General features: G+C 63.1%; 17 protein-coding genes and 1 pseudogene. 7 read left to right on the top strand and 11 right to left on the bottom strand.

Annotated elements, in window-relative coordinates:
• The first annotated feature begins 37 nt into the window (after positions 1 to 37).
• Positions 38 to 1,495: a lipopolysaccharide biosynthesis protein gene (locus IVB28_RS25790; protein ID WP_247529906.1), complete on the top strand. Its 1,458-nt coding sequence runs from the start codon at positions 38 to 40 to the stop codon at positions 1,493 to 1,495.
• A gap of 29 nt (positions 1,496 to 1,524) precedes the next feature.
• Here the strand turns inward: IVB28_RS25790 and IVB28_RS25785 are convergent, their stop codons facing one another.
• From IVB28_RS25785 to IVB28_RS25755, 7 genes are all read right to left on the bottom strand, one after another.
• Positions 1,525 to 2,706, bottom strand: coding sequence for an acyltransferase (locus IVB28_RS25785; protein ID WP_247529905.1), 1,182 nt, complete (start codon positions 2,704 to 2,706; stop codon positions 1,525 to 1,527).
• 198 nt (positions 2,707 to 2,904) lie between these two features.
• Positions 2,905 to 6,813, bottom strand: a complete 3,909-nt coding sequence (locus IVB28_RS25780; RefSeq protein WP_247529903.1) for an RHS repeat protein — start codon at positions 6,811 to 6,813, stop codon at positions 2,905 to 2,907.
• A gap of 511 nt (positions 6,814 to 7,324) precedes the next feature.
• Positions 7,325 to 8,716, bottom strand: coding sequence for a hypothetical protein (locus IVB28_RS25775; protein WP_247529901.1), 1,392 nt, complete (start codon positions 8,714 to 8,716; stop codon positions 7,325 to 7,327).
• Positions 8,713 to 9,990 (bottom strand): glycosyltransferase family 4 protein, encoded by a 1,278-nt coding sequence (locus IVB28_RS25770; protein WP_247529900.1) that lies wholly within the window; start codon positions 9,988 to 9,990, stop codon positions 8,713 to 8,715. Before IVB28_RS25770 ends, IVB28_RS25775 begins: the two co-directional genes overlap by 4 nt.
• Before the next feature lie 33 nt (positions 9,991 to 10,023).
• The gene (locus IVB28_RS25765; RefSeq protein WP_247529899.1) at positions 10,024 to 11,361 is read right to left on the bottom strand and encodes a hypothetical protein; all 1,338 of its coding nucleotides are present in this window, start codon (positions 11,359 to 11,361) and stop codon (positions 10,024 to 10,026) included.
• The gene (locus tag IVB28_RS25760; protein ID WP_247529898.1) at positions 11,361 to 12,539 is read right to left on the bottom strand and encodes a glycosyltransferase; all 1,179 of its coding nucleotides are present in this window, start codon (positions 12,537 to 12,539) and stop codon (positions 11,361 to 11,363) included. Before IVB28_RS25760 ends, IVB28_RS25765 begins: the two co-directional genes overlap by 1 nt.
• A gap of 209 nt (positions 12,540 to 12,748) precedes the next feature.
• On the bottom strand, positions 12,749 to 13,852 hold the full coding sequence (locus IVB28_RS25755) for a glycosyltransferase family 1 protein (RefSeq protein WP_247529897.1): 1,104 nt from the start codon (positions 13,850 to 13,852) through the stop codon (positions 12,749 to 12,751).
• Between the two features lie 181 nt (positions 13,853 to 14,033).
• Here IVB28_RS25755 and IVB28_RS25750 point away from each other — a divergent pair, with 181 nt between their 5' ends.
• The gene (locus IVB28_RS25750; protein WP_247529896.1) at positions 14,034 to 14,909 is read left to right on the top strand and encodes an aldose 1-epimerase family protein; all 876 of its coding nucleotides are present in this window, start codon (positions 14,034 to 14,036) and stop codon (positions 14,907 to 14,909) included.
• Between the two features lie 27 nt (positions 14,910 to 14,936).
• On the opposite strand, the gene IVB28_RS25745 is transcribed toward IVB28_RS25750, so the two are convergent.
• On the bottom strand, positions 14,937 to 15,785 hold the full coding sequence (locus IVB28_RS25745; RefSeq protein ID WP_247529895.1) for an MBL fold metallo-hydrolase: 849 nt from the start codon (positions 15,783 to 15,785) through the stop codon (positions 14,937 to 14,939).
• A 91-nt stretch (positions 15,786 to 15,876) separates the two neighbouring features.
• Entirely contained in the window at positions 15,877 to 17,019 is a 1,143-nt protein-coding gene (locus IVB28_RS25740) for an acyltransferase (protein WP_247529894.1), read from the bottom strand.
• 189 nt (positions 17,020 to 17,208) lie between these two features.
• Here IVB28_RS25740 and IVB28_RS25735 point away from each other — a divergent pair.
• Positions 17,209 to 17,338, top strand: a pseudogene (locus IVB28_RS25735) (DNA-binding response regulator); the annotation flags it as partial.
• A 42-nt stretch (positions 17,339 to 17,380) separates the two neighbouring features.
• On the opposite strand, the gene IVB28_RS25730 reads toward IVB28_RS25735, so the two are convergent.
• Positions 17,381 to 18,106 (bottom strand): transglycosylase SLT domain-containing protein, encoded by a 726-nt coding sequence (locus IVB28_RS25730; protein WP_247529893.1) that lies wholly within the window; start codon positions 18,104 to 18,106, stop codon positions 17,381 to 17,383.
• 134 nt (positions 18,107 to 18,240) lie between these two features.
• Positions 18,241 to 19,386: an alpha/beta hydrolase gene (locus IVB28_RS25725; protein WP_247529892.1), complete on the bottom strand. Its 1,146-nt coding sequence runs from the start codon at positions 19,384 to 19,386 to the stop codon at positions 18,241 to 18,243.
• 145 nt (positions 19,387 to 19,531) lie between these two features.
• Here IVB28_RS25725 and pgm point away from each other — a divergent pair, with 145 nt between their 5' ends.
• The 4 genes from pgm (at position 19,532) to IVB28_RS25705 (ending at position 24,271) form a co-directional block, all read left to right on the top strand.
• A complete protein-coding gene (gene pgm / locus IVB28_RS25720; protein WP_247529891.1) occupies positions 19,532 to 21,178 on the top strand; it encodes a phosphoglucomutase (alpha-D-glucose-1,6-bisphosphate-dependent) in 1,647 nt (548 codons plus the stop codon).
• A 283-nt stretch (positions 21,179 to 21,461) separates the two neighbouring features.
• Positions 21,462 to 22,523, top strand: coding sequence for an aromatic ring-hydroxylating dioxygenase subunit alpha (locus IVB28_RS25715; RefSeq protein ID WP_247529890.1), 1,062 nt, complete (start codon positions 21,462 to 21,464; stop codon positions 22,521 to 22,523).
• A 3-nt stretch (positions 22,524 to 22,526) separates the two neighbouring features.
• The gene (locus IVB28_RS25710; protein ID WP_247529889.1) at positions 22,527 to 23,279 is read left to right on the top strand and encodes a GntR family transcriptional regulator; all 753 of its coding nucleotides are present in this window, start codon (positions 22,527 to 22,529) and stop codon (positions 23,277 to 23,279) included.
• 11 nt (positions 23,280 to 23,290) lie between these two features.
• Positions 23,291 to 24,271, top strand: coding sequence for a PDR/VanB family oxidoreductase (locus IVB28_RS25705; RefSeq protein WP_247529888.1), 981 nt, complete (start codon positions 23,291 to 23,293; stop codon positions 24,269 to 24,271).
• The last annotated feature ends 102 nt before the right edge of the window (positions 24,272 to 24,373 follow it).

Raw genomic sequence — 24,373 nt, 5'->3', positions numbered from 1 at the left:
GAACGTCGTCTAACTCGAAATTGTGACAGGCTTCCAATTGCGCCACGAGATCATCAAGCCGCGCTCGATCGTTTCGGGTGTCATTTGGTCCGCACTCGATTCCGCAGTCGGGCAGGCTCTCACGCTCGCAATCTACATGATCATGGCGCGGTTGCTGTCGCCGCAGATTCTCGGCATCGTTGCATCGGGGGCGCTGGCGCTCGAATTCTGCCGGGCAGTCCTGATCGAGAGCATCGCGATTGCCGTCCAGGCGCGCGCCGAACCGAAGGACGAGGATTATACTGCCTCGTTTTGGCTCATCGCCGGCCTCTCCTTGTTTGCCGCGCTCGCACTGTTCGCCTCGAGCGGCGCTGTCGAACGAATGTCGGGTCTTTCGGATCTTGCCATCGTTCTCAAGGGATTTTGTATCGTGGTGGCCGTGCAAGGCCTCTCACGGACGCACGAAGCCTGGTTGACGCGCAATCAGCTCTTTCGATCCCTCGCCATTCGCTCGCTTTTTTCGATCTCGGTTGGCGGGGCCGTTGGGATCGGGCTGGCGAGCCAAGGTTACGGGGTGGTTGCGCTGGTCGGACAGCTCGTCTCGACTTCGTTGATCTCGCTGGTCAGCCTCTGGATCCTGACGCCCTGGCGCCCTCGGCTCCGGGTCAGCCGTCGGGCTGTTATCGAACTCCTGAGTTATGCGCGCTACGTCGCGCTGACGGGAATCACGAACTTCGCCAATGCCAATTCCGATCTGATTTTCGTCACTTGGTATACCGGCGCCGCCGGCGCGGGCCTCTACAGCCTCGCCAAGCGCCTGGTCAACGCCGTGAGTACCGTGATCGGAACGGCGTTGAACCGCGTGTTTTTTTCGGCCATCGCTGGCCTCCAGCATGACCGGGAAGCGTCGCGTTCGACGCTGGTTGACTTCGTCATGTACACGTCGCTGCTGACGGCGCCGATTTTCGCTGGCATAGCGGTTCTAGCGCCGGACCTAATCGTTGATCTCTTCGGGTCCAAGTGGGGCGAGGCCGCCCCTCTGCTCGCGATCATGTCGGTCACCGGATTCCTGACCACGATCGGCCTGTACAATCACTCTGTGATCCTGGCGTTCGGCAAACCGCACTGGCAGACTTGGCTGACACTGATCTACGCCGTTTCGAACATAGCAATCTTCATCCTCGCTGCGCCGTTTGGCCTTATCGCGATTGCTGTCGGCTACGTCGCTCGCGCCGTGTTCCTGTATCCACTATCCGCCGGAGCCTCGATGCGGATCTTGTCGCTCGGCATCAGACCCTATGCCGCGGCGCTGATGCCCGCACTTGCGGGCTCCGCGGTGATGGCATGCGCGGTGGTTGGTGCCTCCGTTACCGTTCCAGCCACGTCGCCATGGCTGCGTCTCGCCGCGCTCGTGCTGCTTGGTTCTTCGGTTTACCTTGTCGTTGTTGTCGCGGTCGCCCGGCCGGCCGTGCTGCGGATATGCCGGGAAGTCTTGGATCGTGTGCGGCGGACCTAGCTCGGCTGCAAGATCTGGCCTGCACACACTTAGCTTGCCTTGGCCGCCTGTCCGGTCTCGGAAAGATCGAGCGGCTCCGGCTTCGGGATGCGGGCTGATCTTGCATCGCCGGGCGCAAGCCGATTGATCAATTTTCGAGCGGGATTTTCGACATAGCGATATGTCACGTCGGCAACGACTGTCAGAACGATGCAGCAGACCAACGCAAACACGGGAAACATGCTTGGTTGAAGGCCGAGAAAGTGCCAAGCCGGCTTGAAAAGCAGGATCAGCAGCACTTCGTGCACCATGTAGATCGCATATGATGTGTTGCCGAGGCGCCCAAGCCAGTCAGAGCCGGGAAACCTGGTGAAAGCGTTTTCTCCAGTGGCTGTGACGAGGATCGCAAGAGAGAACAGGATGATTGCAAGGTCGGGCTTGGCATACACATTGAGGACCAGAACCGAGATGGCAAACAGCGCTATTCCGGCGAATGCGACGGGCTTCCTGCGATAGTCGCTAGAGAGCCGGAACAGGACAGTGAGGAGAATCCCGTTCAGGAAGCTCGGAAGGGCCCGTAACATCCCGAAATCAAAGGTTGCCCCATACATCTGGGAGCGTTCCTGCCAGATCGGCAGGTGAGCGTGGGCGAGGATCCCATACGAGAGCGCGACGACGATCGCGAGCATCATCGGCGAGATCCTGCCGGCCAGCAGCATGAACAGTGGAAACAAAAAATAACAGAAAAGCTCGGCGCTGATGGACCAGGCCGGCGAGTTGAAGCTGAGATGATCAGTGATGCCCCACGCCTGCACGAGGAAGAGGTTTTGAACGAAATCCGGCCAACTCGCGTGCGGGGTCGGACCAGATGTGCCCATGAGCGCAAGGGCCGCGAATATCAACAATGTGAGCAGATGCAAGGGGTAGATTCGCGCGATCCGCCTGACGAGGAAGCGCACGTAGGAACGCAGGCCTGTCGAGGTTGAAGGATAGGAATAGGAGATCACGAAGCCGGACAGGATGAAGAACATGTCCACAAACAGCCCATAGGACCCGTTCCAGGCCGGCGAGATGCCCGTGTCGATAAGCTTCAGATGGAAGATGAAGACCCCGAGCGCGGCGACGAAGCGGTAGAAGTCGAGAACGACAAAACGTCTTGCTTCACTGGCTTGCATCGGGCCTCGGAGTCCTTGCGCGGTTCCGCTGTGTTCTAGAGGCGAATTGTGACGCAAGTTCGCAGAGCGCGCGCGCCGATGCGGCGCAATCGCGGCAGTCCGCCAGAATTCATGGGGCCCATCCAATTGCGGATGGCAACCAGTTCGCTGCTCATCGACGAGGCAGGCGCCCGGCAAAAGAATGGGGGGCCGGAACCCCCTGCATGGTCCCGGCCCCCAGCGACGTGGCGCGCGTCTGGGCAGTATTTCGAGTGCTCAGACGAACACGAAGTCGTGGCTCGTCAGGCTGGAGACATAGACGTTCTTGAGCAGGATCGAATCATCGGCCGAGAACGTGATGAGTGCGTTGGTGCCGGACTGCGTGATCTGGAGGTGACTGTAGTCCGCGGCGAGCAGCTTCGAGATTTGGACCACGTCGTGAGTTGTGCCATCGCCGGCCTGGAAATTGAGGATCTGATCCTGGCCATGGTCGTAAGCCACCGTTGTTGAGCCCGGTGCGGCGGAGAACACGTCGTTGCCGGCCCCGCCGTGGATCGTTACGCCGCTTGCAACGGCCGTGACGTTGTGGGTGCCGTCCGCCTTGGTCTGATCGACGAATTGGAGTGCGCTGGCGGAGTTGTAATTCTCGTGCTGCGTGGTGCCGGTCTGTCCGTTGAAGTTGAACAGGAAGACGTCCTTCGAGCTGTCGGCATTGTTGGCGATCTCCTGCGTCTTGGTGCCGGCGCTGTTGTAGATGTCGGTCAGCTTGCTGCCGTCGTCGTGGATGACCTGGGTATAGTCCAGGGTGCCGTCCGCGTGGGTCCGGGTGAGCTCGACCATCTTGCCCGAGGCATCGAGGTGCTGATGCTGCGTGGTGTAGGACTGCCCCGTGATGTTGTAGTTCCAGTTGTCCGACGTGCCATCGGCATTCTTGATATAGGCAGCGGACTTCACACCGCTGCTGTAGACGGTCGTGGAGCTGTAACCATCGCTCTTGGTCGTCACCTCGCTGGTGATGACACCCTTGGCGTCGTACCAGTCGGAGGTCTTCGTGCCGTCGGCGCTCTGCACCAGCGTGAAGGCCAGGCTGTTGTCGGCGTGGGTGCGAACGATGTCGGTGAGGAAGCCGGTCGAATCGTAGCTGTCGTGCTCATTGGTGTAGGTCTGGCCGACGATGTGGAACTGGAAGACGTCCTTCGAGCCGTCGGCGTGGTAGTCTGTCTCCGTCTTCTTGACGCCTGCCGCATCGTAGTTGGTGACCACGCTGCTGCCGTCGCTGTCGACGACCTGCGTGTAGTCGAGCGAGCCGTCGGCGTGCCAGCGCGTCACCTCGGTCGTCTTGCCGGTCGGGTCGAGGTGCTGATGCTGCGTGGTATAGCTCTGGCCGGTGATGTTGTAGCCGTAGTTGTCGCGGCTCATGTCGGCATTGGTGATGTAGGCCGCGGTCTTCACCCCATTGGTGTACACCGTGGTCGAGCTGTACCCACTCGGTTTCTCGATCACCTGGCTGGTGACAACGCCCTTGGCATCGTACCAGTCCGTCGCCTTGGTCCCATCCTTGCTCTGCATCAGCTTGAACGCCATGCTGCCGTCCGCGTGCGTCCGGATCAGCGTCGTGAGGAAACCGGCTGCATCGTAGACGTCGCGTTCGGTCGTGTAGTTCTGGCCCGTGATGTTGAAGAGCAAGACGTCCTTGCTGCCATCAGCGTGATACTGGGACTGCTTCGTCTGTACTCCCTTCGAGTCATAGGTGGTGACCACGCTGCTTCCGTCGTTGTTGACGACTTGGGTATAGTCGAGCGTGCCATCAGCGTGCTTGCGGGTTACGGCCGTGACCTTGCCGGACGGATCGATGTGCTGGATCAGCGTGCTGTAGCTCTGGCCGGTGACGCCATAGGCATAGTTGTCCAGACTACCGTCGGCGTTCTTGATATAAGCTTTTGTCTTGACACCGTTACTGTAGAGGGTTGTCGAGGTGAAGCCGTCGGCCTTTTCGACCACCTCGCTGGTGAGGCTGCCGGCGGCATTATACCAGTCGGTCGTCTTGGTGCCGTCCGCGGTCTGCATCAGCTTGAAGGCCAGGCTGCCGTCGCTGTGCAGGCGGGTCAGCGTGGTGAGGAAGCCGGCCGCGTTGTAAACGTCGTGCTCGGTCGTGTAGTTCTGGCCCTTGATGTTGTAGGTCCAGACGTCCTTGCTGCGATCGGCATGGTAGGCGGTCTCGACCAGTTTCACGCCCGTGGCGCTGTACGTGGTGATCACGCTGCCGCCGTCGCTCTTGTAGACCTGGGTTGAATCCAACGAGCCGTCGGCATGGCTGCGAATGACCGAGGTGACCTTCCCCGACGCGTCAAGGTGCTGCACCTGGGTGGTGAAGCTCTTTCCGGCGACGTTGTAGGAATAGTTGTCCTGCGAACCATCAGCGTTCTTGACATAGGCGGCAGTCTTCAGGCCGTTGGTGTAGAGCGTTGTGGAGTAGTAGCCGTCCGGTTTCTGCACGATTTCGCTCAGAAGTTTTCCGGCGGTATTGTAGGTGTCGGTAGTCCGGATTGCGTCAGTGCCGATATGAACGAATTTCGTCTGCACGCCGCCGGTGTAGCTGATCAGGTCCTTGGAGCCGTCGGTGTAGACGACGGTGGTCGAGGTCGGCTGCCCGCTTGAATTGAGGCCGGTGTCGGATTGCGACAGCAGCTTTCCGCTCGCATCGTAAGTCTTCGTGTTGATCCAGGTCGCCGCCGAGTTCGTCACGGAGAACGAATAACCGCCCTGAATCTTGGAGAGAGCGCTGCCGTAGTGGGCGATCATGTAGTCCATGGTCGCCTTCGAGGCGACCTGCAGGACGTGAGAGTCGGTCAGCGTGATGGTCTGCAGCGCCGTCGACTCGCTCAGGTCGGACAGCTGCGGCACGATCTCGGCAGCCGTGCCGGTGATGGTAGTCCTTGTGTCCGGCGGAGTCGCAGTGGTCGGGGGCGCGTCGATCTCGATGATCAGCGGGTGATCGCTAACCGCGATGGTGATCGTGCTGACATCGGTGTAGCTGGCGATCGCCGTGGTTCCCGTCAGCGTGTCATACACCTTCACTGAATGATGGACGGCGCCGAGATTCACTGTGACCGTCTGGGCACTATTGGACACCTCGGTATCGGTGGGGTCGTTCCAGAGCTTCGGCTCGGCCCAAACGACGAGCTCGTAGGCGCCGTTGCTCTTGCCGAGCACCATGCTGTTGCCGGTGGCCGGCATGTTGCTCAGGGTGTAGTTCAACGGATCAGTCGGCTGCAGGCCGCCCTTGCCGTCGTCGGCCAGAATGGTCGTCAGGTTGTGAATGCCCGTCGCGGCGAGCTTCGGCGTCCCGTCGGAATTGAACAGCCCGAAATTGGCTTCGGGATTGGTATTGCCGGCGGACGAGTCGCGGTCGAACAGCTCGTAGAGATAAGTCGCGCTGACGCCGGCCTTGTAGGCATCAACCAGGGTGTTCAGGATTGATTTGGCCTGCACCGTCTCGTTGACGCCGAGATATTGGGTGTTGGCCTGCGTGGTGTAGCCGGTCTCGGTGATGACGACAGGTTTTCCCGGTGCGGCGGTCATGACCGCACTCAGCGTTGCCGAAATTGAGCTGCCGGTTGTCAGGCTGGTGCTGACATAGGCATGGGCGTTGGCGTAGTCGACCGAGCCGGACATGTTGCCGAGCTGGCTGTAGCCCTGGGGATCGTTGTAGGCCAGTGACAGATTGTACACGGGGATGCTGCCGAGCGCGGCGTTGGCGTTGACGGCCTGATAGAGTGCGCTCTGGAACTGAGCCGCGGCAGTGAGGCTCGAACTGCCGTTGTAGCTGAACGGCTGGTGATTGGCCTCGTTGAGCCCTTCGATGGCGCTGATGCTGCCCGGGTGGCTCGCAACGAACTTCTGGAGAGAGGCGATGTAGTTCTGCAGCCCGACCGTGCCTGTCTGGGGCAGCGCGGACGACACCAGGAAATCGAATTTGTAGCCGGCGGCGGCGAGACCCTCGACGACCGGTTGCGCAGCCGGGCTGGTCCCCATCGCGTCGCGCAGATGGGTGACGCCGAGATACTCGAGGTCATCGACCATCACAGCGAGATTGTTGTAGCCGGTCCACCCGAAGCCGGCGTGCGTGTTGACGCCAATGGAGTTGATGAAGCCGCTGGCGGAGAGAATGGTCTGGTCTGACATTTCACACTCGAGTTTCAGCGCGAACAAAATTGCTCGCAGGGATTTGCGTTCAAGCTTCTCTGTCGAGTGTGAATTTCAGATAAAAATCGAAGCTACAAATCGCGAGCGAAGTGAGGTTCCTTGTGCAGGAACAGAATCGCTCTTTGCAGCAGAATAGGAATGCGATGCCGGGGCAGGATGACGTGAGGAAGGCGCTTTCGTGATTTCCACGATTTGCGCTGCCGAACATGTGCGCACGCGGTACGGATTCGATCCAACGCTTGGGCTTGAGAGCATGTAGATGGAATCGCGGTGCTCGGAGTTGCGGCCAATCATCCGATTGCATAAAGCCTCGGCAGATTCCGATTTAATGTAAATCATTTGGTTTAAACGTGAAGGCTGTATCCGTAATTTACCGGATGCCGTCGTTCGATCGTTTCGCAAAGTGCGACGATTCCAGACCTCAATAGCCCGCCTCGTTCAATGGCTCAGCCGCTCACACGGTTTGATTCGGTCGTGCCGGTGCGACCGATCAGCTGCGGCGGGCCAGCATCAGAAAGTCTCCGCGCCATCCGATGACCGCCGTTGCGACAGCGGCGATTACGATCTTACCGGCGAGCCATGTCGCGGGCTCCGTCGGCATCGAACCGAGCGATCCGATCAGGATTGCGGCCAGCAATGCCTGCACGACCAGCGACCAGCGCGGGAATGCCTCGAACCGCAGGGTCGGACCGAGCGCGACCAGGATCGTTGCGAAGGTGGCGAGCGAAGCGCAGCCGACCGCCTGTCGAGGCGAGAGGCCGGCCCATACCGCGGCCAGCGCGACGGCTGCGACGATCGCGAGCTGGCCGGCCGCGACGACCACCAGCCTGGTCGCGAGCTTTTCCAGGTGTGGAACCACCGCGATGGTCGCCTGGAGATGCGTGTGCAGGAAATAGAAGGCGGCCACCGAGGGCGCCGTCGCCAGGAAGCCGTCGAGGCTCTCCCGCGGCACCAGGATACGGGCTGCATCTGGAATGAAGCCGATCAGGCCGCCGAGCAGCACGAGGGTCGTGCAGATCATGAATTCGAACATCCGTCGCGCCGACTGAACCGACTTCAGGACGGTCCCGTGCTCGAAGTCCTTGACCAATTCCGGATAGCTCACGGTGTGGATCGCAGCGTTGAGAACCCAGAACGGACGTTGCAGCAGGTCGAGCGCGATCGAAAATCCGGCACCCGCCCCCGTCGCGCCCAGCCGGCCGATGATGATGACACGGAGCAGCACCGGCACCGACAAATGGATGACGGATGCGCCCGCCGCGAGCATGCCGTAGCGGGCGAAAGTCTTCCAGTCGGACAGCATCGTCTGCAACGGGGGGCGCTCTAGCGGCGTACGATACGAGACGAGGCCCGCGAGGAGCCCCAGCATGTGACCCGACGCAATCCCGAGCAGCGCAGCTTCAGCCGTCCGTGAAATCGCTCCTCCCGCAGCGGCGCCGGCCAGAAGCGCAGTGGCACGCACCACCAGAAGAGAGGACGCGACGCCCAGCCGGTCGGACAGACGGACCGACAGGAAGTAGAGATCCGTCAAGCCCTGCAGGATGGATATGCCCAGACCCAACGCGATGATCCCCGCCGGGAGCGCGCTGGCGATGGATGCGCAGCTCCCGACCACGACGAGCGCGCCCGCGCTCGACAGGCCTGCTGCAAACAGCGACCACCTCAACCGGGCCGCTTCGTTCTCCCCGGCTGCGGCCAGAAACCGCAGCCCGGCGAGTTGCAGCCATTCGAACATGAGGACGCAGAGCAATTGGCTCGAGGCCAGCGCGAGCGAAAAGCTGGTGTAGTCGGCCGCGGGCAACAGATGGCTGATCGCGAAGATCAGGATGATCGCCGCGGCGCTCTGATAGACGTAGCCCGCCATGGCGAGGAGGCGTGTCATCGCGGAATGAGGCGTTCCTTGCCGACGACGGCCGATCCCTGGTGCGCTTCGGTCGTGGCTGCGCGCACGTGCGACATCCGCTGCTCTCGCAATTGTTCATACAGGCCTTTGTACGAAGACAACACGTCGGCAAATATCCACTTGTTGGTATCGGCAATCAGGCGCCGGCTGATCTCGTCGATCTTGTGCGGATCGGCCGCGACCGCAAGCATGCTCTTGGCCAGGGATTGCGGATCGGCTTCAGTCAGCCAGCCCGTGATACCGTGCTCGATGACTTCGGGCATGCCGCCAAAGGGCGTTCCGAGCAGCGGCCTGCCGGCCGCCTTGGCGTCCGCGACGACTAGCGGGCCGGGGTCGTGCCAGATCGACGGGGCGATCACCACGTCCACTTGCTTGTAGAAGTCGTCCGGCACCACGAAGCCCATGAACTCGATCCGCGCAGCCGGCGCGAGCGACCTGAGGCGCCGTTGCTCCTCGTCGCTGACACGGCCGGCGATCATCATGCGGATGCGATCCGGGGGCAGCAAAGCCAGTGCCCGCATCAGATTGTCGATGCCCTTTTCCTCCGTGAGGCGGCCGATGAATCCGAACGTCACTTCCGTGGTGCAGACCGGACGAGGATAGGGCGCATGTGGCGGCTCGGTCGAGGCGTTGCGGATCACGGTGCGGATCGGCGTCTCCGAGAACATGCCCATGTCGGTGTGAATGGACAGGACGCGCTCGCTCACGCCGACGACGGCGCTGAGCCAATGCGTGGCACGCCTGCGATGAAAGGTCAGAATTCCGCAGCTCGTGCAGGTGTGCTCGCAAGACCGTCCGTTCTCGAAGCGCGAGCAGCGCGGGCAGGTCAGATAATAGTCGTGAAGCGTATGGAGCACCGGAACCCCGAGCTGGGCGGCAACGCGCCAGATCGCTGTCGTGAGGCCCGACAGATTGTTGGAGTGCAATACGTCCGGCTTGAAAGCCCGGATGCGCTCCGCGATCAGGGGGGCCTGCATCTGCCAGTCATCCACGGCATGCCAGATGCTGCGTAGCGCAACGTTCTTCTGCTCGGTGAAAGGCATATAGATGTTCTGCACCGGCGCGGAATAGACGTTGATGCCGTTGCAGCTTTCGCGCGCCTGCTCGGGCGAGGATGCAGCCCGGATCACCTCCACCTCGTCGCCGCGTTGCACCAAGCCTTCGGCGAAACGCCGCGCGAAGATCTCTGCGCCGCCGACGATCTTTGGGGCCTGAGGCGTCGGATAAAGCGTGGACGTCAAAAGAACTTTCATCGCGTCAACCTCATGTCTGCAAAAAAATCGCGTCTACCGCGCCGGCCTTATCTCCAGGGCGGGAACGGCACTGTCATTGGCTGCAATCAGGACCGGTGTGCTCGAGACGGGGATCCAGATCCCGGACGCAGGCTTTGCCGTCTGGTCGCACGGCATCGCAAAGCTTGCGCCTGGTTGATCGGCCTTGAGCCGAATTTCGTAGCGTCGGTCCGGAGCCTCGGACCAGACCGCAACTCTGCCGCCGGAAGCCGTCGATGCATTGATCGATACGACCCCGCTGGCGATCTCGCGTCGCTCGGCGCTCAGGCTGGAGCGAACGAACGCCCAGGCGCCCTGGGCGGCACAGGCAACCGGCTTTGGCGAATTGTCGAAACGATAGAGCCCGAAATTGTCCTCCAGTTCCGATGGATTCTTTCCACTGTCCTTGAGCTCGTAAAGCCACATGCCCTTGAGCCAGCGCGTCGCGGTCGATGCCCACAAGATGAGCTGCGCCGTATTGTCGGCCTGGGCCTGCTCGCTAACGCCGCATTTGTTGGTCGCCGTGGTCCAGCCCGTCTCGGTAACATAGATCGGAAAGTCGGGGTTTCCGCTGGCCTGGCCGACGAGACGGTGAAACGCCGTGAGCCGGTCGATGATTTCGGCCGAGGTGCGTTTGCTCGGGCCCATGCAGAAATTGTAGAGATGGATCGAAGCGCCGTCCGCATATTGAAGGATGCCGGTCCGCAGCATCTTCTCCGTCCATGTCCAGCCCGGATCATCGCCGAGAGCTCCGACCAGGAAAGGCGCATTCGGCGCGACCCGCTTGACCGCTGGCCGCGCGATCTGGGCGAGCGCCAGATAGTTTTCCGGCGAGAACGCGGCATCCTTCTTCGCCGCCAGATTCCACTCGTTCCAGAGCTCGAAGAGCGGATGCTGTGCCACGACCGATTGCGCGGCCGCAGCAGCATAGTTGGCAAACCGCTGCCGCGCGTCATCGGTTGTCGGTGGCGACGAATTCGGAACCAGATGGTGGCCGAATGCAAGGATCAGGAGAGGGCGCGCGACGCCGGATCTGACTTGCGCCTCGAGCCTGCCGAGCCTGGGCGTGAATCCCATCCGGCGTCCCCCCACCTCGAAATCGGACCAGGGAAAATCGTCGCGGAAAGCATTGAGGCCGAGTTGCTTGATCTGGGCGACGTTTTCCGAAGGCACGTAACCGCGCGCGCTCACCGGACCACCCAGCCCCTGATGCGTGCCGACCCCCAGCAGGAGTCGGGTATCGAGCGGTTCAGCGTGCTGGGCGCAGGCAGGGACCGGCAGGAGAATGGCTGCGATGAGGCTCGCGAGGCGGAGACCGTCGCGAACCAAGGTGCGTGGGAGCGGTGGAGCCATCAGAAATTCTTGGAGAGGTCCGATTGCAGCGCCGCCTTCGCCTCGACCGGCGTCCGATCGTCATGCAGGAGCTCGGCATAGACCTGCTGCAATTGCCCATGCGTCTTCTGAACGTCATAAAGCTGCTTGAACCGGTCGTAGCCGCGTTGTCCCAGCACCCTGAGATCGCAATCGAGCGCCCGCCGGAAACCGTCAACAAGCGGCTGAACGGCGACGGGCTCGCATAGCACGCCGGTGACGCCGTCAACGACGATCTCGGGCAATGCGCCACTCCGGAATGCGAGGATGGGCTTTGCGGCGCGCATCGCTTCCAGGGCAACGAGGCCAAAGGCCTCCCATCGTGACGGGATCACGACGAGATCGGCGGCCTCGAGCTGGGTCTCGATCGTCGGCCGGTCGAGCCAGCCCAGCAGCGACACGTTGGACGGGACGCTCGGACCTTCGTATCTGTTGACGACGGAGGCGCCGATCATGCGGATATCGAGCACATCTTCGAGTGTGCGCGCCGCTTCGATCAGGAGATCAAATCCCTTCTGGCGGTCCAGGCGTCCGATGAAGAGGACCTTGACCTTCTTGGAGGTCCAGTCCGCCGCGACGGGCTGCGGCGAGCGCGTCTTCGAGATGCCGTTGTGAACGAGAGTGAGGCGGTCGGCCGGAATTCCCGCGCGGACCGCTTCGTTGAACTCGTCGCCGGAGATGCAGATGATTCGGTCCGAGGTCCGGGCCAGAAGGTTCTCCGCCGCCTTTGTCACCACATGACTGAGGCGGCCGGTCTCGCGCGTAAATGCCCAGCCGTGCGGGCAATAAACCACGCGCGGACCGTCCGAGCGGGCCGCAAGGGCGGGGCGGAGCACGAGGCCTGCAAACGAAGAATGCAGATGCACCACGTCGGGCTTGAAGGCGTCCAGCGCCTGCATGCTCGCGCGAAACATCTGGAATAGTCCGGCGACGCTGCGGCCGGATCGTTCGAACGTCGTAATCTGCTTGTCATCGACCGCGGGAAGATCGCGGCGATGATCCGAGGGCACGACATAGTGCACGTTCTCCGTGCCGAAACTTGCCTGTTGCTGTGGATGCAACTCGTTCAGGTAGCTCGCAATCCCGCCCCGAATCGTCTCGGCGATGTGCAGCACTTTCATCGTTTGCCTTGCATAGGGCTGCGTCGGAGAGCCGGACATCGTGTATCCCTGTTCTGAGTTCGCTAATGCGAGATACAGTTCCTCGAATACGTAGCGATAATGGGGCAACGATGTGGTGATGTTGCGCCAAGCTCTGCGCGCATGCGTTCGTCACAAAAACAAAAAGCCTTCGGAACTAGGCGACGGGCAGTGAGTTGCGAACGTTTGTTCGCGAGCTTATGCGCGCGAAAGGCGAGTTGCGTCCGGTTTCAAGCAGCGCTGGCGACGTTGGCCGGCCCCGCGAGATGATCGAGCAGAGCCTTCGCGGATTTCTTCCACGAATAGAATGCAACGCGGTCCTGCTGCCTCATGCGTTCCTGATCAGAAATGGCGCCGGTTGCCAATCTTTCGAGCATGAGCTGCTTCAATGCTTCGGCATCGCTGGCGCGAAAATACGCAGCTGCATCACCACAGGTCTCAACGACCGCATCGGCGGTCGAGGCGATCACTGGACAGCCGAAGATCATGGCTTCGAGCGGCGGCACGCCAAATCCCTCGTAGAGCGAGGGGAACACGAATGCCGATGCGTGCGCATATAGTGCTGCGATCTCACCGTCCGTCAGACGTCCGGCAAGCAGCAGGCCGGAAGCCCCGTCGCCAGAATTGTCCTGGAAGACCTTGCTGTTGTCGCCGCCGACGATGACCAGCGGAACATCGGCCCGATCGAGCAGCTCGACAGCGCGGATCGCGACGGAAAGATTCTTGTTCTTGGTCCTCGAGCCCACGTAGAGGAAGAATTTCTGCGGCTGAACCCCAAGCCTGGCAATAATACCGGGATCCGGCTTCGTCTTGGCGAAGTGTTCTGCGCTGTTGGGGAAGACCGGGACCGCCGTTGCCGACAGATTCAGCACTTCGGCAAGCTCTTTGCGCGAAAACGCCGATACGGTTGCGATGGTTGCTTGTCGGGCGAGCAGCCGGCCCATGGTGCGGTGAACTGCCAGATAGCGCCAGTTGAAGAAGTCGGGCCTGCGAAAGACCTGTGCGTCGTGGATCACGACAATGTGGTCGCGATGGAACACCGGGCCGGAATTGGCCAGGCTGATCAGGCGGCCTCCCGCAGCGGCGCGCGCCAGATCGATTTGATCCCAGGCGTGCCCGCGCAAGCGGCCGACGGTGCAAATTTTGATTCGCTTAAGGTGGAGCTCTTCGCTTGCATCTACGGGCGTCAGCAACTGCCAGTCGGCGGTCCGCAGCGAGGCCGGCGTTTGCTCCGAGGCCAGCTGCGCGTCGATCGCCTTGACGATTTCCGCGGCATAACGCTGAACGCCGGTGAGCTTTTGCGACAGAAAGCGGCCGTTGATGAAGAATTTCAATTGGCTACCAGAATTGTTCTTGGGGATCCGGCCGCCTTTCCGAAAAAGCTGGCGGCGGACAAACCGCAAAGGAGCAACCGTTAGGTACAGAAATATGACGCTGCTCTGCAGGGCGCTAAGGCGCCGGCTGCATGGCTGGCGCCGCCTTGCTGGGTGTGAGGTCGCGGTGTAGATGTCCCGCATGAGCGATGACAGCCACTCCCTCCGCAGCGGCGGGCTCACCGCGACCATCAAGGCGCAGGGCGCCGAGCTGTGTTCGTTGAAGGACGAAGGCATCGAGTTCGTCTGGCAGGCGGGGCCGGAATGGCCGCGCCATGCGCCGTTGCTGTTTCCGATCGTCGGGCGCCTCGCCAAGGACGAATTGCGGCACCGGGGTAGGACATATCGGATGACCCAGCACGGCTTTGCGCGCGACAGCCGCTTTGCGTGGGCAGAACGCGGCGAGCGCCGCTGCGCGCTGGTGCTCGAAGACAGCGAGACGACGCGTGCGCTCTACCCGTTCGCGTTCAAGCTGACCGCAGTCTATACGCTCGACGATTCCGGCCTCGATCTGACGCTCGTGATCGCCAATACCGGCAAGGAGACATTGCCGGCTTCGATCGGCGGGCATCCCGCGTTCAACTGGCCGCTCCAGCCGGGACTTGCCAAGGAGAGCTACGCGCTGACCTTCGCCAGCGCGGAATCGTCTCCCGTCCGCCGTCTCGACGGCGGATTGCTGCGCCCGGCGACGGAGCCGAGCCCGGTCAAAGGTTCGGTGCTCCCCTTGTCCGAACCCCTGTTCACCGACGACGCCATCATTTTCGACCAGATCGTGAGCAGCGCGGTCCGCTATGCCGCGTCCTCCGGCCCCTGGCTCAACATGTCATGGCGCGGTTTTCGCGAACTCGGCGTCTGGTCGAAACCGTCCGGCGCGCCGTTCCTCTGTATCGAGCCCTGGCGCGGTTATGCCAGTCCCGCCGGCTTCGACGGCGAGTTCAGCGACAAGCCGGGCCTGATGCATATCGCTGCAGGCGCGGAAGAGAGCTTGTCGTTCCGGATCGAGGTCGGCTCGTCCTGAAGTCGAAGGCGAGTTGGTCTATGGCCCTCAAACCTCGATCCGCGTGAGGTCCTCGCCGAGCACGACAGGACCCGCATAGCCCTGCCCGACATCCGCAAGCAGCGCATCCAGCATGGCATCGTCGGTGCGCGGCCGGTGGTGGGTCAGCGCGAGCTTCTTCACGCCGGCCTTGGCCGCGATCTTGCCGACGGTATCGCCGCAGGCGATCGTGAATTTCGCAAGGCGGCGAAGGTGCTCGTTGTTGATCTCCGGCGTCGCGAGGAAGCAGCACTGAACCAGCAGGTCGGCTCCCTGTGCCAGCCGCTCGAGCCCGGGGCAGGGGACCGTGTCGCCTGAAATTGCAATGACCTTGCCCTCCGCCTCGAAGCGGTAGCCGAGGCACATCCATCGCGCGAGGAAGGCCGGCGGCATGTCGAGGCGATCGCCATGCGAGACCAGCTCCGCGCTGATCTTCCATCGCCCGGTGTCGAGAATGGGACCCGGTACGATGTCCGTTGCGATGACGGGCTTCCAGCCGCCGAAGGTCGGCTCGCCCTTATCCCGCCAAGTGATGTCCTTGTCGTAGACCTGCGTGACCAGCGTGTGGACGAGCCGCTCGGTATCCGGCGGTCCATAGATGCGCAACGCGTCCTTGCGTCCGTGCATCCAAGAATTCAGCATCACGTCGTAGAGGTCGCCGATATGGTCGAAATGATGGTGGGTGAGAAAAACCGTGTTGATGGCGCCGAGCGGAACGCCGGCCTTGCTGATCTGCACCACGACGCCGCGGCCGGCGTCGAACAGGATGTTCTCGTCTTCGAGCCTGATCAGTGTGGTCGTCGCCATGCGGCGCGGATCCGGGCGCGGGCCGCCGGTGCCGAGCAATATGACCTCCATGGGGCCCACTCCAGCGTGAAGATTTTTCACAGTAGATGCGAAGGCGGCAACGAAGCAAGCTGCATCGGGCCGGCAGGGGCGGAGCAGGGCGTCAGCGCATGCCGGCCGCGGTAGCGGCGATGGTCGGCCGGACGCTTGACCGGTCCGCTCCCGCTGTTGTCAGGCGATGCGCCAGATCCTGTGCGCGTCGTTCGACCAGATGCCATGTCGCGCCTGCGACGAGATAGCTCAGCCCGGCCGTGACGACATAGGCAATCAGCAGCGAGACAAGTCCATCCGCGAACGGCCAGAGCTGACGCAGGCCGTAGATCACCGCGAAGTGCGACAGGTACATCGAATAGGAATTGCGGCCGAGCGCCTCGAGCGGCTGCAAGCGGATGGCAAGCTTGATGCAGCCGACCACCAGCGCGCCGAGCACGAGGTTGATCATCAGATAATTGAATTCGTGCGAGCCGGTTGCGCGGTCGGCGGCAAAGGACAGCGCGACGAAGACGGCGTAGATCGCGGCGTCGGACCTGGTGAAGCCGTCGCGCAGCGAAAAGAACAGCGCGCATCCGATCAGGAACACCGGAAGCTGGTTCAGGAAGCTGATGTGGAGCGTGGTCCAGACGAAGGCCTCGTGGCCGGGGCCGTAATAGGCCGAGAACAGCGCGAAGGCCCATGGCTTGAACAGGCAGACATTGACCAGATGCAGCACGATCGCCAGCGCGACATAGAGATGGCGGCGCGATCCGAACGCAGTGATCAGAAGCGGGAAGACGAGATAGAAGGTCATCTCCGCCGCAATCGACCAGTCGCCCGGCACCACGCTGTTGACGCTGTCCGGCCAGAAGCCGTGCAGGAAGGTCGCGGTCAGGATCACCTGAACGGGCCCGATGCCATTGGGCGCGTTATCACTCGGTCCGGTGCCGTTGATGAGAAGGTAGACCGGGATCGCGAGCCAGAACAGCGGCGCGATGCGCAGGAAGCGTCGGATGTAGAATTTGACGGTCCGATTCGTCTCGCCGGTGCGCTGCATCCACATCAGGCACATCGTCATGGCGCTGACGAAATAGAACACGTTGACGCCGGTCCAGCCGCACATGAAGGCAAAATCGACCGCGTGGATGTTCGACGGAAACGCTTGCGAGACGTGGATTGCCATCACGCCGACAATGCCGAGGCCGCGCAGGACATCGAGCGTGTGCGAACGGCTGAACGGCGCCGTGCCTTGCTCGGTTCGACCGGCAGCCAACCGGGCCTGCCCCTCCATCACGCCTGCTCCGTGGTTTCGCATTGTGCAGGCGGGACAATAGGGGCGCAGCCGGGCTTTCCGAAGCCGAAGGCCTTTTTTACGTTAACCGCCGGTTGAGTCCGAAGCCGAATGTCCAGGATTGGCCTCCGCGGCCCCCCCAGGGGCCATCCTGCGCTATGATGCGTAGATTTGAGAATTGTGGGCCAATTCATGCTTAATAGTTGAAGACCATCAGCAGACGCGGACCATGCTGGTCGGCTATTTCAGCGACAACAATTTCGACGTGGTCGGCGCTTGCGCGGAATGCCGCCAGGAAGTGATCATGCGCAAACAACAGCGGCCGACGCCCGCCGCATCGTCGTCAACGCGATGCGACGCGTTTCCACCGTGATTCGATGCGAGCTTTGATGACGCTGATCCGGGCCTCGTGGGCGGCCCAATAGGCGCGGCTTGCGGACGCGGTGCCCTGACGATAGCGCGCATAGACCGTTTTGGGCTGGACCGACAGCTTCGGACGGCTCGTCAGTTTGGCCGAAGCCGCCGCAGCAGCTGCGGGGGGTGGCCGGGGTGCCGGATCCGGCACGGCCGCGACCTCGGCTTCCAGAGCCTTCGAATTCATGGCAACAAGACGGTTACGGGCCCGATTGCAATAGACGTGCGACCGCGGCGTCATCTCGTCTTCGCCGTGGCCTGCCCGGTATTTCATGAGAGCGCGGCAGATATCCCCGCCGGCCAGGCGCCACGCCCGGCTGAGATAAAGCACCCCATAATGGATGTTGATGTCGGCTTCGGCGAGTTCCGCCTCGGTGCCCCGGAAGCCCAGCATCGCCGCTGTCTCCGGCCGCACCTGCATCAGGCCTATCTCGCCGACGCTGCCGACGACCGCCGAATTGTAGCCGCTTTCGACGAAGACGACCGCTTCGGCGATATCGGCGGGTAAATCGGTCTTCGCGGTTTCCCGCTCGATGATCTTTCGGATCACGGCCCGGGATGACGGCGTCTCGCCGGCGCCGAGCTCCGGCGCGGCCGCTCGGGATTGCCGATGTCGCGCGGGGCTGGTCCATGCCGCCGGCTCCGGCGTGGGCACAGAGCGGGGCCGACAACAGCAGGACGACGGCCACGTGTCTCCACGTCGCGTCGAGATTGAAGCGTGTCCGGTCCCACGGCATGAACCCCTCATACGGCTCCGGCGTTAACAAACCGGTTTCCGACGCGCGGCGACTAGCGCGCGCGGGCGCTCTGATCGGTGGACGTCGGTTGCGAGGGGCCGGCCAGATGGTCATCGGCCGCATAGAGCGTGCAGGTGGGCGACCATTTCATGCAGGCTGCCAGCGAGTCGCGCTGGGCCTCGTCGGCCGTGGCGCGTCCGGTGCGCCAGCCGTAGCTGCCATTCGGCGACACTGCGAAAGCCTTGTGCGGCAGCATGCTGGCGAGATAGCGCGCGAACTCGGTCTGCGCGGCCTCGCTCAGCTGGCGCGGCGGCGGCAACGAATCGGGCGGGCTCAGGATGTCGCGGCCGGCAAGGGCGCGATCGCGCAGGAAGGCGTCGAGATAGGGCGTCCATTGCGGACGGCTTGCCACCGAATAGAGGTAGTGGCCGTCGTCGCCGAAGGGCGGCGCCGCGATGAATGTCGCGTTGCCGCCAGTGGCGCGAAACCCGTCGTGCAGGCGGCGCGCGAGATCGGGGCCGAAATAGGAATCGTTGGTCGCATAGACCCAGAGCATCGGTACGCGCGAGCTCTTGCCGAAGGTGGTGAAGGCTTGCACCAGCCCATCCGGATTGCAGACGTCGCCGTCGTCCCGCGAGCCGCGGCCGCCAGCGAAGCTGATCGCCGCGACGAGGCCGGGCGGGGCCTGCGCGGTGAGCGCAACCGTTGCGAGCCCGCCGGCGGAATGGCCGGCCGCGATCATGCCCGTTGTCGTGACGTCGGCGCGGTGCGCCATCGCATCGATCGCGGCCCGTAAGTCAGCAACGGCAACTGCGGCTGCGGGCAGATACGCGGCCTTCGCGCAACCGCCGACGCTGTCGACGCGTCCGCCGGGCGAGGTGCCGTAGCCGCGCCGCATCACGATCAGCGCGGCAAAGCCACGCCGGGCGTATTCGAGCGCGAAGCCGTAATATCTGTGCGCGGACATCGCCGCGCGGTCGTCGAAGCTGCGCGGCGAGCCGTGGCTGAGCAGCGCGAGCGGATAGCGCTTCGCTCCCGTCGGACGGACCAGGAACGCCTCCAGCCCCTGCGGCCCGGCCTCGGCCATGGGGATGCGGAGATCCTCGGTGTAGAACTCCGCGGCGGTCGCATGGCGCGCGGCGCCAGCTGTCGCAAGCCAAGCCATCAGAACAACCAAGAGCCTGTGAAACAGCGTCATTCCCCCGACTCGAAAAGCCCCGATCCAACGACCATAGCATGATCTCAGGAACGGCCACCCCGCCGCGCGAGTTGTGCACCTTGGCGGGGGGCCGGCCGATGCTATGGTATCCCCGCGATCTCTTGCGACAGGACGAGGTACTTCAGTGGCTGATGTTCATCCCGCGGCAGGCAAGCAGGCTTTGCCGGACGCGCTCACCAATGTTCCGCGGCTGGTGACGGCCTATTTCGCCGGCAAGCCCGATGTCGCGGATCCCGCGCAGCGCGTGGCGTTCGGCACCTCCGGCCATCGCGGCACCTCGTTCAAGAACACCTTCAACGAAGGCCACATCCTCGCGACCACGCAGGCAATCTGCGATTACAGGCGGGAAAAGGGGCTGAGCGGTCCGCTCTTCATCGGCATTGACACCCATGCGCTCGCCGAGCCGGCGCTGGTCAGTGCGGTCGAGGTGTTCGCCGCCAATGGCGTCGACATCATGATCGACAAGGACGGCGGCTACACGCCGACGCCGGTGATCTCGCACGCGATCCTCACCTACAACAAGGGCCGCACCTCCGGCCTCGCCGACGGCGTCGTCATCACGCCCTCGCACAATCCCCCCGAAGACGGCGGCTACAAATACAATCCCCCGCATGGCGGTCCCGCCGACACCGACGTCACGGGCGTGGTCGAGAAGCGCGCCAACGCCTACCTCGCCGACGGCCTCAAAGGCGTGAAGCGCATCGACTACGGCAAGGCGAAGAAAGCCGCGAACGTCCACGCCTATGACTTCATGACGCCTTACGTCGCCGATCTCGGCGACGTCGTCGACCTCGACCTGGTCAAATCCGCCGGCATCAATATCGGCATCGATCCGCTCGGTGGCGCCGCCGTGCACTATTGGCATCCGATCATCGAGCGCTACGGCCTCAAGGCCACCGTGGTGAACGAGGCGATCGACCCGACCTTCCGCTTCATGACCGTCGACTGGGACGGCAAGATCCGGATGGACTGCTCCTCTCCTTACGCGATGGCGAGCCTGATCGGGATGCGGGACCGCTTCGACGTCGCCTTTGCCAACGATACCGACGCCGACCGCCACGGCATCGTGACGCGCACCGGCGGCCTGATGAATCCGAACCACTATCTTGCGACCGCGATCTCCTATCTGTTCGCGCATCGTCCCAACTGGAGCAAGGATGCCGCGATCGGCAAGACCGTGGTGTCGAGCTCCATCATCGACCGCGTCGCCAAGAAGCTCGGCCGCAAGCTGGTCGAAACGCCGGTCGGGTTCAAATGGTTCGTCGACGGCCTCCTCACGGGCGGCTTCGGCTTCGGCGGCGAGGAGAGTGCAGGGGCCTCGTTCCTGCGCCGCGACGGCGGGGTGTGGACCACCGACAAGGACGGCGTCATCCTCGGCCTGCTTGCCGCCGAGATCATGGCCAAGACCGGCCGCGACCCCAGCCAGTTGTTCAACGATCTCACTGCCGAGTTCGGCGTGCCGCATTACGCGCGCATCGATGTCGCGGCGACAGGACCGCAGAAGAACATTCTGAAGTCCGTCACACCCGAGCAACTCGGCCTGAAGGATCTTGCCGGCGATCCCGTCCGCTCAACGCTGAGCAAGGCGCCGGGCAACGGCCAGTCCTTCGGCGGCATCAAGGTCGAGACCGATTTCGGCTGGTTCGCCGCCAGGCCCTCCGGCACGGAGGACGTCTACAAGATCTACGCCGAGAGTTTTCGCAGCACCGAGCACCTGAAGCGGATCCAGGAGGAAGCCCAGGCGGGACTGGCGAAGGTGTTCGGGGCGTAGCGGTTCTACGCGCGGAACCCGGATTAGAGCGTTCGCGACAGTCGTCATGCCCGCGCTTGTTCTGGCATCCACGTCTTCGAGCCGCGGCAAACAGTCGGATGGCCGGACAGGCGCGGTCATGACGCTGCTGGGTCCATCGGCCCTCCACCGCTCGGCATGCGCCGAGATGTGTATACAGAGTGAAAGATAAAGGTATTATAGTAGGTCTAATTTCGCCTTGAACGATCCCGCTCATCAGCTATTGTATACATAACGTATTCATAAGCTTGAGGGAGTGAGACCAGTGACAAAACCCTTCCCGATGAACGCCTGGTACGCCGCGGCATGGGACGCGGACGTGAAGCCGGCGCTGCTGCCGCGGACGATCTGCGGCAAGCATGTCGTGATGTACCGCAAAGCCGATGGCTCGGTCGCCGCGCTGGAGGATGCCTGCTGGCATCGCCTGGTGCCGCTGTCCAAGGGCCGGCTCGAAGGCGACACCGTCGTCTGCGGCTATCACGGCTTGAAATACAACGCGCAGGGCCGCTGCACCTTCATGCCCTCGCAGGAGACCATCAACCCGTCGGCCTGCGTCCGCGCCTATCCCGTGGTCGAACGTCACCGCTACATCTGGCTGTGGATGGGCGATCCCGCGCTGGCGGATCCCGCGCTGGTCCCGGACATGCACTGGAATCACGATCCGGCCTGGGCCGGCGACGGCAAGACCATCCACGTCAAATGCGACTACCGCCTCGTACTCGACAATCTCATGGACCTCACCCACGAGACCTTCGTGCACGGCTCCTCGATCGGGAACGAGGCCGTCGCGGAAGCCCCGTTCGACGTCACCCATGGCGAGAAGACGGTCACGGTGACGCGCTGGATGCGCGGCATCGAGCCGCCGCCGTTCTGGGCCAAGCAGCTCGGCAAGCAACCTGGTAAGACCGGTCTCGTCGACCGCTGGCAGATCATCCGTTTCGAAGCGCCGTGCACCATCGCCATCGACGTCGGCGTGGCGCCGACAGGCACCGGCGCGCCGGAAGGCGATCGCTCGCAGGGCGTCAACGGCTACGTGCTCAACACCATTACGCCCGAGACCGAGAAGACCTGTCACTATTTCTGGGCCTTCGTGCGCAACTATCAGCTCGGCGAGCAACGCATCACCAGCGAGATCCGCGAGGGCGTCTCCGGCATCTTCCACGAGGACGAGCTGATCCTCGAGGCGCAGCAGCGCGCCATGGACGAGAACCCCGATCGCATCTTCTACAACCTCAACATCGACGCCGGCGCGATGTGGACGCGCAAGCTGATCGACAAGATGGTGGCGAAGGAAAACGGGCCACAGCACCTTCAGGCGGCGGAGTAGGTCATGGCCGAGCGTGAGGTCGACCGCTCGGTCTCGCAGACCGTGAAGGCGCAGCTCGCGCTGCGCGACCAGATCCTCTCGGGCGTCTTACGGCCGGGCGAGCGCATCTCCGAGCTCCAGGCTGTGGAAACCACCGGCGCCTCACGCACGCCGGTGCGCATGGCGCTGGTGCGGCTCGAGGAGGAGGGCCTGCTGGAAGCGATCCCTTCCGGCGGTTTCATGGTGAAGGCGTTTTCGGAGCGCGACATCTCCGATTCCATCGAGCTGCGCGGCACGCTGGAAGGCCTCGCGGCACGCTTTGCCGCCGAGCGCGGCGTCTCCGCGCGCGAGCTGGAGCCGCTGAAGGAGTGCCTCGCCGCGATCGACGGATTGCTGCGCCAGGTGCCGATCTCGGTCGATGCCTTCTCGTCCTATGTCGCGCTGAATGCGCGGTTCCACGCGCTACTCACCGAATTATCGCGCAGCCCGCCCTTGATCCGCCAGATCGACCGCGCCTCGGCGCTGCCGTTCGCTTCGCCCAGCGGCTTCGTGATGGCGCAGTCGGCGCTGCCGGAAGCGCAGCAGATCCTGATCATCGGCCAGGAGCACCATCGTGTCGTGATCGACGCCATCGAGAACCGCGAAGGCGCGCGCGCCGAAGCGATCATGCGCGAGCACGCGCGGCTCGCCGTGCGAAACCTGCGGCTTGCGCTGCGCAACCGCACCCATCTCGGTCTCTTGCCGGCGCTCGCGCTGATCAAAACCGCAACCGATTGAGGGCAGCAGCCATGCGCTTCATCGAAACCTGGATACCCGCAACGCTGGTCTCGAGCCGCGATCTCGCCCCCGGCATCCGCGAATTCCTGATCCGGCCCGATCAGTTCGACGTCACGGCCTATCCGGTCGGCAGTCACATCAATGTCAGCGTCACCATCGACGGCCTGCCGGAGACGCGGTCCTATTCGCTGGTCGGCGAGGCCACGTCGCATGGATTCAAGATTGCGGTGCGCCGTGCTGATGATTCCCGCGGCGGCTCGCGCTACATGTGGCAGCTCGCGCCGGGCGCGCGGCTCGATATCACGCAGCCCGCTTCGCTGCTTGCCGTCGACTGGGCGCGCGAACGCTACTGCCTGATTGCGGGCGGCATCGGCATCACGCCGATCCTCGGCGCCGCACAGGCGCTGGCACGACGCGGAGCCGACGTCACGCTCCATTATGCGGTGCGTTCGCGCGGCGAGGCCGCCTATCTCGACGATCTCGCCGCGATGCTCGGCGATCGCCTGGTCGTTCATGCCAGCGATGAAGGCAAGCGCCTCGATCTCGACGCGCTGTTCGCCTCGCTCCCCAAGGGCGCGTTGGCGCTGTTCTGCGGCCCGATGCGGATGCTCGACGCCGCACGCCACGCCTGGATCGGCGCCGGCCATCCACTCCCCGATCTGCGCTACGAGACCTTCGGCTCCAGCGGCACGCTGCCGACCGAGACCTTTCGTGTGCGCCTGAAGGGCTCGAATGTCGAACTCGAAATCCCCCGGGAGCGCTCGATGCTGGACGTGCTCAATGCCAACGGCCACGACGTGATGTACGATTGCAAGCGCGGCGAATGCGGCCTCTGCGCCATCGACGTGGTCGAAGTCGACGGCGAGATCGACCATCGCGACGTCTTCTTCAGCGACCATCAGAAGCAAAGCAACCAGAAGATCTGCGCCTGCGTCTCCCGCGCACGGGGCACGATTACCGTGGATACGCTGCTGCGGGCGGATGCGATTTGAGGTGAGATCGTCATGCCCGGGCTTGTTGTCCCGGCCATAGACGGCTTGCCCTCACATCAAGAACGTGGATGCCAGGGACAAGCCCCGGCATGACCACCTCCT

It is taken from the genome of Bradyrhizobium sp. 199 (genome assembly GCF_023073355.1).
In the GTDB taxonomy this organism is placed as follows: Bacteria; Pseudomonadota; Alphaproteobacteria; order Rhizobiales; family Xanthobacteraceae; genus Bradyrhizobium.
This window is presented reverse-complemented; position numbering and strand designations above follow the sequence as displayed.

Coding starts and splice junctions, on each gene's coding strand:
- IVB28_RS25775 (WP_247529901.1), bottom strand. CDS start 8,716: ATGACACGCCTCCTCGCCATGGCGGGCTACGTCTATCAGAGCGCCGCG.
- IVB28_RS25760 (WP_247529898.1), bottom strand. CDS start 12,539: ATGTCCGGCTCTCCGACGCAGCCCTATGCAAGGCAAACGATGAAAGTG.
- IVB28_RS25725 (WP_247529892.1), bottom strand. CDS start 19,386: ATGACGCTGTTTCACAGGCTCTTGGTTGTTCTGATGGCTTGGCTTGCG.
- IVB28_RS25750 (WP_247529896.1), top strand. CDS start 14,034: ATGAGCGATGACAGCCACTCCCTCCGCAGCGGCGGGCTCACCGCGACC.
- IVB28_RS25765 (WP_247529899.1), bottom strand. CDS start 11,361: ATGGCTCCACCGCTCCCACGCACCTTGGTTCGCGACGGTCTCCGCCTC.
- IVB28_RS25705 (WP_247529888.1), top strand. CDS start 23,291: ATGCGCTTCATCGAAACCTGGATACCCGCAACGCTGGTCTCGAGCCGC.
- IVB28_RS25745 (WP_247529895.1), bottom strand. CDS start 15,785: ATGGAGGTCATATTGCTCGGCACCGGCGGCCCGCGCCCGGATCCGCGC.
- IVB28_RS25770 (WP_247529900.1), bottom strand. CDS start 9,990: ATGAAAGTTCTTTTGACGTCCACGCTTTATCCGACGCCTCAGGCCCCA.
- IVB28_RS25780 (WP_247529903.1), bottom strand. CDS start 6,813: ATGTCAGACCAGACCATTCTCTCCGCCAGCGGCTTCATCAACTCCATT.
- IVB28_RS25710 (WP_247529889.1), top strand. CDS start 22,527: ATGGCCGAGCGTGAGGTCGACCGCTCGGTCTCGCAGACCGTGAAGGCG.